We start from the raw sequence: 12,566 nt of genomic DNA, 5'->3' as shown, positions 1-12,566 counted from the left end.
CCTCGTTCATTGTATAGCTCCTCTCCATGATACGGATTCAATTGCATGTAAATCAAGCTAAAGTTGTCCTCTGCCAAATTAACGAACCAGCAGGTAGATTGCAAACACCGCTGCAAGTCCAAACCGGTAATAGGCAAAGGGGGCAAGCTTCAGCCGTTCTAACAGCTTCAAGAAGGTAATGACCGCTAACAGGGCCACAACAAAAGCGACTACAAATCCAGTGATGAAAAAACTAGCGTCGGCAGCTGTGAGTGTGTGATAGCTCTTCAGCAGCTCATAGCCGCTTGCAGCAACCATCATCGGGATCGCGATGAGAAATGAAAAGTTCGTAGCCGCTTTGTAGCTGGCACCCGTCAGCAGGCCCCCTGCAATCGTCGCGCCGGAACGAGAAAATCCAGGCCATAACGCCAAGCATTGAAATAAACCAATTGTGAAAGCTTGCTTATAAGATAGCTGATCTATATTTCCTGCCGTGATCGAAGTCTGTTTCTTCTGTCCATACAGCATAAAAACCCCTCCCAGCACCAGTCCTGCAAGTACCGTATAGGGAGAGAACAAATACGTTTTGATCACAGAATGAAGAACAAGACCAAGCACCATTGCCGGCAAGCAGGCCAGGATCACATGGAGCAGATTCAATTTCTGCCCTCCATATGAATTCCCGGATTCCGATTCAACCTTTACCAGACCCAGTAAGCCGAGAATCCGTCGCCAGTAAATAATGGCCACAGCAAGTATGGCTCCCAACTGAATAACGATCTCGAACGTATCGGCTTTCTCTCCTGTGAATTTCAGTAGCTCCCCGCTTAGAATAAGATGGCCTGTGGAGGATACCGGTAGGAATTCGGTAACTCCCTCCACAATGCCTTGAATAATTGCCGTAATGTAATCATGCATATTATCGTGCGCTCCTCATCCTTATCGTGACTTTTAAAAAGAACGGATAAGAACTCAAGGCTCTTATCCGTCTTTAGTTCTGTGTAGATGCTATTCTTAGCTCCGTTTAGTCGTGATGTCTACCTTCATGATGATCCTGTACTTGCTGCACCTTTTTCCCATTCAAGTCAATGGTATCAGGTGTTGTTGTGTTCAAAGCAGACAATTGAACATCCAGACTTGCAGTCAATGTATGCGACACACCTTGAGCATCTTTACCGGTAAATGTTATGTCAAATTGCTGGCGCTGAATTTCGTTGGCTGGATTGATCACTGCATCCAATTGGATGTTTTGAATTTGCACACCCTCGGTCAGCGCGATATCCTTGAGATTAAACAGGTTGTGCTTGAACAGATTCTCTGGACCATTCAGCTGGGTTTTGGCCCCACTGTCTTTCAGGTCACTCCGCTGTGCTTGATCCGACAAATGCTTGAAAGCAACTGGTGCGAGTGCTTGAACAACCGCCGGAATTTGCGCATTATCCAGCTGCAAGGAGATATTCTTGGATCCGTCGTTTGCCGTGGTAGAGGTGATTTCATTCTTCAAGTTACCGATCAGTGCATCAATAACCGTCTCTTCCTGACTGTTGAACCAAGCCCCATCCTTAGTCTCTTTTCCATGTTCCTGATCATCCTTATCCACTTTGTCTTTCTTCACATAGTAGGTGTCGGAGGCATCACTTTTCCAGACTTGTCCATCAGGCTGACTATAAAGGTTGAGGTTCTGAGAACCTGCTTTTCCGCTAATCTTAACGGTTCCACTCACCGCTTCATTCTTCAGGTTTGCCTTTAATGTACTTTGTGCCTGACTAAGCAGGGAACCGTTATCCTTAAGGACTGCATCTGCCTGAACAGTCACACTTTTCAGATTCTGACCCGTATTCTTCAGCGCAGCCTTGTAATCTTCATACCCCGAGGTTCCCGCAAATGCCGTAAGGCCGGTGGCCAACATCAACGCACCACTAATTCCAACTGCACTTCCGGTTAAGAGCCATTTCTTCTTCATGTTTCTACCTTCCCTTCATTGCTAGTTTTATCTTGCACAATGCTAATCCTAAGTGATAATCCTAAACTCATCGTGAAGAGACTATTAAATAAATCTTAAATCATGAATTCGCGGACTTTCTTTTAGAGACCGTGGATGGTGGTCGCCTGCCCTTCGGTGATTCTGGGTTTGGCGTGCCGAGCCACTGGTTGCCGAGCCTCTGTCACTTGCAGCACTTCTGAGACAATAAGCTCCGCAGAGGATTTTCGCGAAAAACTCTTCATTAATTGTTGCTTCTCTTCTCTATAGCTTCTTTGTTCCAACTGCTGAAGCTGATGGATGAACTGATCTTCATTGTTAACAACATCAATGATTCCTTGGCTTGCCAACGACTCTGCATTGCCTGCTTCCTGTCCCGGAAGCGGACGATAGACCAGAACCGGGAGGGATTGAGCAATCGCTTCCGTCAAGGTGATCCCGCCCGCCTTGGTCAGTAGATAAGATGCGATAGACATCCACTCGTGCATTTTATCCGTATAGCCCAGCACATGAACACGATTGTTCTTCTGAAATAAATCATCAGTCGCCGTTCGAAGCTTGTGATTATTCCCACACACGACGATGACATCAAAATCGGATTTATCGACCACACTCTGGATCAAACCGCTAATGTTAGATAACACACCGTATGCGCCTGCCGCTAGAAGAAGATAACGCCTGTTAATACTTAGACCATATTTATCGAAGAGGTCCTCACGATCCTGAAGCTGTTCAAAATCTGGACGAATGGGAATTCCGCTAACCATGAGTGCTTCTTCCGATATTCCTGCATCCAGGAAGGCTGGCTTCACACTTTCGGCGGCGAGAAAATACTTGGTGGTATGGGGATGTAGCCATCTACCATGCAATACATAATCCGTCAGGATTGTGAATGTCGGGACTGGACGCCCCGTCTCCTTGATAAGCTGAGCGGCAGCTAAATACGGAAAGGTATGAATAATGATATCCGGTCGTATCTTATCAAGGATCTCCTGCACCTGCCGCTTGCCCATGGAATGAACCCAGCTCCCCAAGGGGTGTCCCGGATTCATCCTGCTCGTCAGTGAATACACCCATCCGTAGATTTCTTGTGAAAGGACAGAGCCACTCAAATAGAATCTGCGGAAGAGCTCATTCACACGAGGGTATACTTCAGCAAGCATATCTATGGTGTGGATACGGCGAATGCCTCTGTTTTTAAAAGCGATCTCGATGGCCTCAGCGACTTTCAAATGACCGTCTCCGAATTTGGAGGTTACAATAAGTACTACTGGATTCTGCTTCATAGAAAAACTCCTCGTTTCGCTTGCCCTCTAGTTCAGAGATATCTGGTCTTTCTTAGTTTTTGTCAAATATAGAACCAAGCCCAGGATAATGACGATAAAAATAATGCTAGTGCCAGTCGTCCCCAGTTCAAGTCCACCTTCACTGCGGGGCTGCGACAAGTAATCTCCCAATGACGCCCCCATAGGACGGGTCAGAATATACGCCAACCAAAACGCCACAACAGCATTCAGCTTCAGACGGAAGTGTGCCAAAGTGATCAATCCAATAATAGCGGCAAAAATCACTGCAGAGACCAGGTACCCCAGGTCCAGAGTTTCGGCGAAAAGATCACCGGCTGCTGTTCCCAGTGCAAAGGTGAAGAGAATCGCCAGCCAGTAGAACGCTTCCCGCTTTCTTGTGGTAATGGAATGGATCGACAACGTCTTCTCGCTTGTGTACCAAGCTACAAAGGTAACCAGCAGGGCCAACGAGAAGTATAGAGTTGTTGATTCCAGCGGTACCCCGAGATTGTCAACGAGGTTGTCAGTAATTAGTGTCCCTACAACGCTGATCAGCACGACTGCCAGCCAATACAATGAAGGAATATATCTATTGGCCGACATTTGGAAGAACAGGGCGACAATCAGCAGACCCGTTATTGCGAGAGTGGTGATGGTTAATCCCCAATTCAAATTGAAATTGAGATAATCTGCGGCCGTTTCTCCCACAGTCGTAGCCATGATTTTAATCATCCAGAAAAAGATCGTGACCTGCGGAACCTTGTTCCATAATTGCTCTTCTCTCTCTACTAAAGTGCTTGTGCTATTCATTGACCCGTTCCCCTTTCATATAACAACATGAGTGATTTGCTTACCGTCAAAATTCCAGACTAGACCTCCTTCCTCTCAAAGAAGATGTAGCCTAGGGCCAGAAACAGAACCAGGCTGGATAACACAAACACCGAACCCGTTGCCAGTTTGGCAACTGAGATGGAATGGCCGAGCCATAAAGAATACCAGTCTGTATATGAAGTTATGGAGAATGAGGAGAAGCCTTGCAGAAAGTAAGGAGCGGCTTTGGTCCCCGCGTATAATAGAATTGAGAACACCAGAAATCCGCCAGCGCTCCGGAAAAATTGGGCCACGCATACAAACAATGCTGCAAGGGACCACATGGACAGGAACGCTGCTACGTAAGCTTTTAGCAATCCGAAAGCGTCGATACTTCCTGTGCCCGGGGTTCCAAGCATTAGATTACACAGGGTGCTCACGATTCCGAGAAGAAGCAGCAATGCTCCGATGGCTACCCCCAGCGCAAGAAACTTAGCCGTATAAGCACCTAATCTCGTAATGGGTCGCAGCAGGGCCAGTTTCAAAGTCCGGGAGGAGACTTCCTGTGGAAATAAATCAGCAATCTCCAGAAACAGAAACAACGGAATCAAGAAGATCGTGTACATCTCCAGCATCTGAATCGGATAAGATGGACTGACTGCAAACAGTCCCAGAACAGGCTGCAGCGAATGGAATAGTGCAATCAGCAGCACCGGAATGAATACGGATATAGCGAAGAAGAAGATTGTCTTTTTACGATAGATCATGAGCTGTAGTTCGTTTTTAAGTCCTGCTGCCAAGCCGTCCATCGTTCATCAGCTCCTTTCCTTTTTGAAGTTCCCCGATATAATACTGCTCCAGTGAGAGATTATCCGTCAGCAGCTCCTGCACGTTGCCCTCTCGGATCAGAACGCCTTGATTCAAAATACCAACTCTATTGCAGAGCTGCTCTAATTCATGAATCATGTGACTGGAGATCAGAAAGGTAATTCCCTGTTCAGCAGATAGTTGCTTAACTAGCAAGCGGAAGTGAACAACCCCTTCAATATCCAGTCCATTCGTCGGCTCATCCCAGATGACAAGTTCGGGGGAGTGCAGAATCGATGAGGCCATGGCAAGCTTCTGTTTCATACCGGTGGAAAAGTGTCTTATTTTTTCTTTGCCAAACGCTGTAAGACCAACCGCCTCAAGTACTTCATCAATCCGCTGTGGTGTGATATTCGGATAAAAGCTGGCATTCAGCTTCAAATATTGAATCGCGGTGACATAATCGTAAAAATCAGCGGATTCAATCATACAGCCCACTTTTCGCATGCCTGATGCGAAGGAATGCTCCAAATCTTGTCCGAACAATGTAATGCTTCCGAAGCTTGGAGAAATGAGTCCGGTCAGCATTTTTAGAAGAGTTGTTTTGCCGGCACCATTGGGTCCGAGCAATCCGTAGATATCTCCTTTTTGCAGCACCAGATTCACACCGCTAATGCCTCTACCGTTCCGGAATTCCTTGCTTACTTCTGTTAACTTCGCTATATCCTCCATGTCTACTCCCCCTTAGCTATAATGTCCAGTTCCCGTAAGCTTTCCCGCAACCCTAGACTACAGGGTAAATCTAAAATGGCTGTGAACAGACTCTTAAAAAAATATTAACTTCCCCGGCAACAAAAAAAGCCAAAGCATCATCCGCAGATTAGCTTTGGCTTTGCCATATTCATTTTAAGGACGGAATCGATAGCCAGCCCCCCATAACGTCTCAATATACACTGGATTGGCGGAATCCTCTTCGATTTTCTCCCGCAGTTTGCGGATATGCACGGTCACCGTCTGTGTATCACCAAGTGAGTCGATGCCCCACAACCGCTCGAAGAGCTGGTCTTTACTGAATACATGATTGGGGTGCAGAGCAAAAAAATAGAGCAGATCAAATTCCTTGGTCGTCAGTGTGACCTCTTCATCTCTGACAAAAGCACGGCGGGAGTCGGGGTTCAATCGTAGCCCCCTGATTTCAAGCTCTGTCGTGGAAGATCCACTCCCACTCCCCTTCAGACGGTCATAACGTGACAAATGGGCTTTTACTCTCGCGACCAGTTCAGCAGGCTTGAAGGGCTTGGTCATATAGTCATCCGCGCCAAGCCCAAGGCCACGCACAATGTCGATGTCCTCCCGTCGCGCAGTGACCATTAGGATAGGAATATCCAGCGCATCACGGATTTTTTTGCACACCTCAAAGCCACTCAGCTTGGGCAGCATTACATCCAGCACGATTAATTCAAATTTGCCGCTAAGACCTAGCTCTAGCCCCTGTTCCCCATCCACAGCGATCTCCGTTCGATATCCGTTCATCTCCAAATAATCCCGCTGAAGCTCGGCTATGGAAGGCTCATCTTCTACGATCAGTATCGTTCTCTGCATTGACCAGCGCCTCCTCTTCTATTGGTAACACAATTGTAATCACCATTCCGACACCTTCCTGACTGTCCGCATAAATGGCTCCGCCATGTTCTACTATGATCTGCTTAGCGATGGCAAGACCAAGACCACTTCCGCCTGTTTTTGTATTTCTAGACTGCTCCGCACGGTAAAACCGTTCGAATATATGCTCAGCAGCTTCCGAAGGAACGCCGGGACCATTGTCTCCGATAGCCAGCGTAAGGGATCGCGCCTCTACCTTGGTGCTCACGGTGATCTTCTTGTTCGGTTTATCCATATACTTCAGACTGTTCTGAATGATGTTGCTGAGCACGCGTCTAAATGAGTCCCGGTCTACAGCAACCTTGGCTGTGTTTCCGCCATCCATATCAATTTGCAAATCTACCTCCTGTTTTTCCAACTCCACCTTCAGCTCGTCCGCCCAATCATTCAGGAAAGGGAGAATCGGTACGGATTCAAAGGAAAACGGCAGCTTCTGCATATCCAGCTTGGAGTACAAAAATAATTCATCGATCAGATGATCCAGTTCACCGGCTTTGGCGGCGATGGTGCGCATGTACCTTTCAGTTTTTTCAGGTGAGTCCGCTACGCCTTCCAAAATCCCGTCCACATAGCCTTTAATAGCAGTAATCGGTGTTTTTAAATCATGGGAAATATTCGTAATCAACTCTTTGCGGTTGTTCTCATATTGCTGCTGGACTTGAATAGACTCCTGAAGCCGGGACCTCATCTCTTCAAAGGCCATGCCTAATTGTCCCAGTTCATCCTTGCCGCTAATCTCCACCTTGAAATCAAGATCACCATCGGTCACCATCCGCGCTGCTGTACGCAGTTCAAGCAAGGGACGAATAATTCGTCTCGACATATAGGTTGTCAGCAAGGTATGTGTCAGAAATAGGACAACGACGGTGGACAGAAACAGAATCGGAAAAAACGTTCGCACGAATTGAACCAACGGGTCGATTTTACTCACCAAAAAAATACTTACCGGCTCTGCATCCTTGGATAATAAATCAAACTGCGCAATCTGATACCATTCATTGTTATATTTCTCCCTGTAGGGCTCATTATTAGTTCCGGCTTGTTTAAAACCCGGCAGGCTGTCTATCAGCCCTTTCTTCAGGAGGACATCGTCTGATGCATACAATGCCTTATGGTCGGCACGAATATAAATAGAAGTGTTCTTCTTGAGCATATCTGCGGATAGTTCATTCAAAAAAACAGGGTCTGTCAGTAAATCTTTATTCTGCATAAAGGTGTGCTTGATCAGATTGCGGGTATCGCTCTCTTCCATGCCTTCAAATTTACTTCCATAGGCACTTTTAAGGCTTTGCACATCCCCATGATAGACGATAGTTAGCAGCGAAGCTGTTATCAGAATCAGAAACAGTGGTACTACCAGCATTGCCGCGTAAGACAGCAGAAACTTCAATCGAATGGACATACAGGCCAATCACCCTACCTCTATTTGTTCCAGGATGTACTTATCATACGACATTGCATGTGACATCTAAAAGTACAAAGCCTGTTGTTGTGACGTCAGACTGTTCGATCCTTTCTTCTGCGCAGCAACCACCACACGAGAAGCAACAGTACCACACCGCAAATGGCGTAACTAACTGGACGTAAATATTGTTCCACAATACTCCAGTTTCCTCCTAAACGATACCCCAAATACAGCAAGGCCAAATTCCAGGGAATACAGCCAAGTAAGGTAAATGCAGCAAATTTCCAGGTCTTCATGCCTGCAATCCCTGCCGGCAAGGAGATAAAGGTACGGACAAAGGGAAGCATACGGGTGAAGAATACCGTGCTCTCTCCAAAACGCTCGAACCAGCGTTCCGCTTGCTCCAGATGATGCTCATTCAGCAAAATATACTTGCCGTACTTCTGGAGTAGGCGTCGTCCCCCGGCTCTGCCCACATAATAAGCAAGGATTGAACCCAAGAGGTTCCCAATGATTCCCGCTACAGCTACCTCCACAAACGAAAGTGAGCCTTGAGCAACCAGCCAGCCGCCACTGAGCATAATCACCTCGCTCGGAATCGGAATACAGGCGCTCTCCAAGATCATTCCTATCCATATCCCCCATACCCCCATTGTGTTTACCAGATGCAGGGCTGTTTCAGATATCCAAGATAACAATTGGTGCACGAATATTCACTCCGTTTCAATTAAAAAATTCGTCTAAACCAATGTAATGCCCAAGTATAAACTGGTTATGAAACAATTCTTAAGGAATTATTAATTCATTTAGAACCTCTGCATCGCCAAAAAAGAGGCTCTTACTTGCTTAGCCTCCTCGTTCCGGTAAAGTCCGATCATAGTGAAACCGTGCCTCTTCAACTTGCGAATAATTCGTTCTGCCCCACTGCCTTAGTTCCTTCATCGGTTCAAGTAAGGTTTCGCCTAATGATGTTAGCGAATAGTCCACAATTGGAGGCACCACAGGTGTGATATGACGTTTTATGATTCCATCGCGCTCCAGCTTCCGCAGCGTTTGGGTCAGCATTTTTTTGGAAATACCATCAACTCTTCTGGAGATTTCCCCATATCTGATCTGTCCATTCTCTAATGCGTAAATAACAAGCGCCGTCCATTTATTAGAAATAATATCAAGGACTCTGCTGTAGCCACAGCCCGCCCGTGTGATGTCGGGTTGTTGTTTTCTGCTTGAGGATGTCATTCCTCTTCCCCCTTATGAACTTGTAGGTACCCTGGGCACTTTAAAGTGCCTCCTTATGTAAGTTTAGATTTTAGATTAAGGTATGTCTATACCTGCTGCCACACTAGCGTAACTGTTACGAGTGGAGTGTGCAATGGAATGAATATAACTCTTCATCAGGAGGAAATGAGTATGGCGAACATAATTAAACCACAGCCTAAATTGTATGTCATGGATAACGGAACGATGAGTATGGACAAGAACTGGATCATTGCCATGTACAATCCGGCTACAATTAATAATCCTAATGCGGCGACGCAATTTGTTGAATTTCCGATCTATACCGTATTGATCGACCATCCCGAGGGGAAGATTTTGTTCGATACCGCATGTAATCCAAGTTCAATGGGCCCGCAAGGGCGCTGGGCTGAATCCACCCAATTATCCTCTCCATGGGTCGCCAGTGAGGAATGTTATCTGCATAACCGACTGGAACAGCTGAACGTACGACCCGAAGATATTCGGTATGTCGTTGCTTCCCATTTGCATTTGGATCATGCGGGATGTCTGGAGATGTTCACCAACGCGACCATTATCGTGCATGAGGATGAGCTGAACGGTGCGCTGCAGAGTTATGCCCGTAATATCAAGGAAGGTGCTTATGTCTGGGACGACATTGATGCCTGGATCAAAAATCATCTGCAATGGAAAACCATCAAACGCCAGGAGGATAATCTGGAACTAGCTGAAGGCATTAAAATCCTCAATTTTGGCAGCGGACATGCTTGGGGCATGATTGGCTTGCATATTGAGCTACCAGACACTGGAGGAATCATTCTGGCTTCGGATGCGATCTATTCAGCGGAAAGCTATGGTCCACCCGTCCGGCCGCCAGGCATTATTTATGATCTGCTTGGGTATCGGGACACGGTAGAAAGAATTCGCACCCTGGCTGCACGAACGAATTCTCAAGTGTGGTTCGGCCATGACGGGGATCAATTCAAGCAACTCCGTAAATCAACTGAAGGCTATTACGAATAAAAGGTACAATAGGATAGACTCGCTCCCCTCAACTAGCCCGCCATTTCGCGGGCTTCTCTAATTGGGCTTATTTTAACCCAAAGGATTAATTTCGGATTATGTACCCAATACCGCGCATCGTCTGAACGACACTGGGTTGTCCAACCTCATCAATTTTACTACGCAGGTAGCTGATATACACATCTATTATTTTCGTATCCACATCCGAATCATAGCCCCATATAGACTCCAATAACATTTCACGGGTCATAACTCGCCCGCGATTCTTCATTAGGGCCAAGAGGATTTCGAACTCGCGTTTGGTCAGTTTTATGCCATGGTTGTTCTTCTTCAACGAGCACCCTTCAATATCCAGCTCTATATTGCCCAGCACTAGCACTTCTCCTCTTGAGGCACCTGTTCGTCGTAATAGGGACTTCATACGTGCCAGCAGTTCCCGGGTGGATAAGGGCTTGAAGATATAATCGTCCGCCCCATTCTCCAAGCTGTTTATTTTATCCTCAAAATTATTTCGGGCTCCGATGATAATGATCGGTGTTTGCTTCATGCTCCGGATTTGCCTACACAGTTCAATCCCGCTTCTCTCGGGAAGCTTTAAACTCAGAATAATGATATCCCACTCTTCATCTTGTGCCAGTTGCAGGCCTGTAACGCCATCTTTAGCAATCGTTACGCTGTACAATTCATGCTCTAGTTCCGACGCTATGACCCTTGCTACACTTATCACCTGTTCTACTAATAATACTTTGATCATAGTCATCCTCTCCGATATCATCGTTTAGCGATATCCCAAACTGATACAGTCAGTTTACGCGCAGATTATTAAAAATTTATTAAGCATGTCAGTGTTGACTTCAATAATTTGACATGATACCCTAAATCGATGCGTTAGCAGTTATTAGTAAACCCTCCTACTTATCATTAAATCAATCACGAACGAAAGGCCATTCTAAGATATGATGATTTATAATCGTCTCGCCATCATGATGCCCCCCTTTCCCTAGCTAGGCTCATATTCTTGTTGTCATAACGGAGTATAAGCTTGTAGGAGGGCTAAAATATAATGAAGAAGTATGCAGTACCATCGTTGCTTTTAATGATTGTTCTTGTGGCTTTTCCACAAATCAGTGAGACGATCTATACCCCATCACTACCGGATCTGGCAGCGGTACTTGGTGTATCCAATAGTTCCGTACAATCCACTTTAAGTATCTATTTTATCGGATTTGCTCTGGGTGTCTTCTGTTGGGGTTGGTTGTCCGACTTGATCGGACGTAGGCCAGCGATGTTGGGCGGTCTTATTGTCTATGGCATTGGAAGCCTGATGTGTTTTTATGCAAAATCCATTGATTGGCTTCTTGTCAGCCGTTTCATACAGGCTTTTGGTGCTGCAACAGGCTCGGTCATCACCCAAACGATGCTCCGTGAAAGTGTATCAGGAGAGCGAAGACATATCATGTTCGCCCAAATATCGGCGGTTATTGCGTTTACACCAGCAGTCGGACCGCTTATTGGCGGATGGGTTGACCAGGTCTTCGGTTTCAGGGCGGTGTTCTTTGTCCTAGTGGTAATGAGTGTGTTGTTGTTTGTATATTCCTACTTGAGACTCCCGGAGACAACAAACGTCTCTGAGCGATCAAAGGTAGATATACTGCCGGTAGTTCGAAGAATGCTTGCTATGCCTCGTGTGCTGGTGTTCGGAGGAATAATTGGTGGAATTAACGGAGTATTATTCAGTTATTATGCCGAAGCGCCCTTCATTTTCATCGAGCACTTCCAGCTGTCCCCGGGAGTCTATGGTTTTATGGGCATTATCGTCGCTCTGGCCTCCGTTGTTGGAGCCATGATCTCCAGAAGATTGTTAACCCTGTATGCACCGGAAACAATCATTCATCGGGGTTGTCTGGTGATGACTGGCGGAGCGTTACTTTTAACGCTGGGAAGTAATCTGCCCGGGGTGAAGGACATCCTGGTCGTGATCTGCATTTTAATAGCCATGTACGTGATGTTGATTGGTGCCGGTATGGCATTGCCTAATTGCCTGAGTCTTGCCCTTGTTCAATTCCACGATGTAATTGGCACAGCGGGTGCAATATTCAGCTTGGGGTACTACTTACTGGTAAGTCTGACTACATGGGGAATGAGCCTTCTCCATAATGGTTCATTGCTGGCAATGCCTTTATACTTCCTGGCAATCAGCAGTGGAATGTGGTGGCTTGGCAGAAGATTTATTACTGCGGAATAGTCTTTTTGGAATGATTTTTTAAAAATAATAAACACCAAGAAGAAGTGAACCGGGGCGACACTTCAAACACATAAGAGCAGTTCAGAACTATTTATTAGTTTCTGAACTGCTCCTTTTTTCAAGCGGGCAATC

General features: G+C 46.2%; 13 protein-coding genes. 2 read left to right on the top strand and 11 right to left on the bottom strand.

The features are described 5' to 3' along the window. Positions 1-78: 78 nt before the first annotated feature. The 10 genes from bacA to ACFORK_RS08950 all read right to left on the bottom strand — a co-directional run bounded on the left by bacA (position 79) and on the right by ACFORK_RS08950 (position 9,169). A complete protein-coding gene (gene bacA / locus ACFORK_RS08995; protein ID WP_379197843.1) occupies positions 79-897 on the bottom strand; it encodes an undecaprenyl-diphosphate phosphatase in 819 nt (272 codons plus the stop codon). Positions 898-1,003: 106 nt separating this feature from the next. Continuing rightward, the gene (locus tag ACFORK_RS08990; RefSeq protein ID WP_379197841.1) at positions 1,004-1,942 is read right to left on the bottom strand and encodes a hypothetical protein; all 939 of its coding nucleotides are present in this window, start codon (positions 1,940-1,942) and stop codon (positions 1,004-1,006) included. Between the two features lie 122 nt (positions 1,943-2,064). Beyond that, the gene (locus ACFORK_RS08985) at positions 2,065-3,246 is read right to left on the bottom strand and encodes an MGDG synthase family glycosyltransferase (RefSeq protein WP_379197839.1); all 1,182 of its coding nucleotides are present in this window, start codon (positions 3,244-3,246) and stop codon (positions 2,065-2,067) included. A 27-nt stretch (positions 3,247-3,273) separates the two neighbouring features. Then, positions 3,274-4,056 (bottom strand): COG4705 family protein, encoded by a 783-nt coding sequence (locus ACFORK_RS08980; RefSeq protein ID WP_379197837.1) that lies wholly within the window; start codon positions 4,054-4,056, stop codon positions 3,274-3,276. A 59-nt stretch (positions 4,057-4,115) separates the two neighbouring features. Next, on the bottom strand, positions 4,116-4,865 hold the full coding sequence (locus tag ACFORK_RS08975) for an ABC transporter permease (protein WP_379197835.1): 750 nt from the start codon (positions 4,863-4,865) through the stop codon (positions 4,116-4,118). Further along, entirely contained in the window at positions 4,840-5,595 is a 756-nt protein-coding gene (locus ACFORK_RS08970) for an ABC transporter ATP-binding protein (RefSeq protein WP_379197833.1), read from the bottom strand. Before ACFORK_RS08970 ends, ACFORK_RS08975 begins: the two co-directional genes overlap by 26 nt. A 174-nt stretch (positions 5,596-5,769) precedes the next feature. Then, positions 5,770-6,465, bottom strand: a complete 696-nt coding sequence (locus tag ACFORK_RS08965; protein WP_379197831.1) for a response regulator transcription factor — start codon at positions 6,463-6,465, stop codon at positions 5,770-5,772. Then, positions 6,434-7,927, bottom strand: a complete 1,494-nt coding sequence (locus ACFORK_RS08960; protein WP_379197829.1) for a sensor histidine kinase — start codon at positions 7,925-7,927, stop codon at positions 6,434-6,436. The genes ACFORK_RS08965 and ACFORK_RS08960 overlap by 32 nt, the downstream gene beginning before the upstream one ends. A gap of 95 nt (positions 7,928-8,022) precedes the next feature. Continuing rightward, entirely contained in the window at positions 8,023-8,583 is a 561-nt protein-coding gene (locus tag ACFORK_RS08955) for a DedA family protein (RefSeq protein ID WP_379198564.1), read from the bottom strand. A gap of 193 nt (positions 8,584-8,776) precedes the next feature. Next, the gene (locus ACFORK_RS08950; protein ID WP_379197827.1) at positions 8,777-9,169 is read right to left on the bottom strand and encodes a winged helix-turn-helix transcriptional regulator; all 393 of its coding nucleotides are present in this window, start codon (positions 9,167-9,169) and stop codon (positions 8,777-8,779) included. Between the two features lie 171 nt (positions 9,170-9,340). On the opposite strand from ACFORK_RS08950, the gene ahlS reads away from it, so the two are divergent. Further along, the gene (gene ahlS / locus ACFORK_RS08945; protein WP_379197825.1) at positions 9,341-10,189 is read left to right on the top strand and encodes an AhlS family quorum-quenching N-acyl homoserine lactonase; all 849 of its coding nucleotides are present in this window, start codon (positions 9,341-9,343) and stop codon (positions 10,187-10,189) included. Between the two features lie 85 nt (positions 10,190-10,274). On the opposite strand, the gene ACFORK_RS08940 is transcribed toward ahlS, so the two are convergent. Beyond that, complete coding sequence (locus ACFORK_RS08940) at positions 10,275-10,943, bottom strand: response regulator transcription factor (protein ID WP_379197823.1); 669 nt, start codon at positions 10,941-10,943, stop codon at positions 10,275-10,277. Positions 10,944-11,252: 309 nt separating this feature from the next. Here ACFORK_RS08940 and ACFORK_RS08935 point away from each other — a divergent pair, with 309 nt between their 5' ends. Beyond that, on the top strand, positions 11,253-12,434 hold the full coding sequence (locus ACFORK_RS08935; protein WP_379197821.1) for a multidrug effflux MFS transporter: 1,182 nt from the start codon (positions 11,253-11,255) through the stop codon (positions 12,432-12,434). The last annotated feature ends 132 nt before the right edge of the window (positions 12,435-12,566 follow it).

The organism is Paenibacillus sp. GCM10012306 (assembly GCF_042649265.1).
In the GTDB taxonomy this organism is placed as follows: Bacteria; Bacillota; Bacilli; order Paenibacillales; family Paenibacillaceae; genus Paenibacillus_AQ.
The sequence above is the reverse complement of the archived record's forward strand: the minus strand, read 5'-3'. Positions and strand labels throughout refer to the sequence as shown.